Annotated in this window: 1 protein-coding gene; it reads left to right on the top strand. The window is 66.3% G+C overall.

Annotation, left to right across the window (positions count from 1 at the left end):
• Positions 1-255: Ig-like domain-containing protein (locus AC0C6X_RS30255; protein WP_472956730.1), on the top strand; the 255-nt coding region annotated here is incomplete at both ends.

The raw sequence follows: 255 nt of genomic DNA, 5'->3' as shown, positions 1-255 counted from the left end.
AGCGGTGCGTCGCTGGACGATGCGGCGACGGTGAGCACGCAGATCAACGGCCTGTTCGGCAAGCTGACGCTGAATGCGGATGGCAGCTACAGCTACGTGCGCAATCCGGGTTCGGCCGGCGGTGGCAACGACGTGTTCACCTACACGGTGAAGGACGGCGACGGCGACCTGGCGCATACGACGCTGACGATCAGCCTCGGCGATACGACACCAACGGTGTCGATCCCATCGGCCGGCGGCGCGGACACGACGGTC

Source organism: Ensifer sp. VA4 (genome assembly GCF_055710065.1).
The sequence above is the reverse complement of the archived record's forward strand: the minus strand, read 5'-3'. Positions and strand labels throughout refer to the sequence as shown.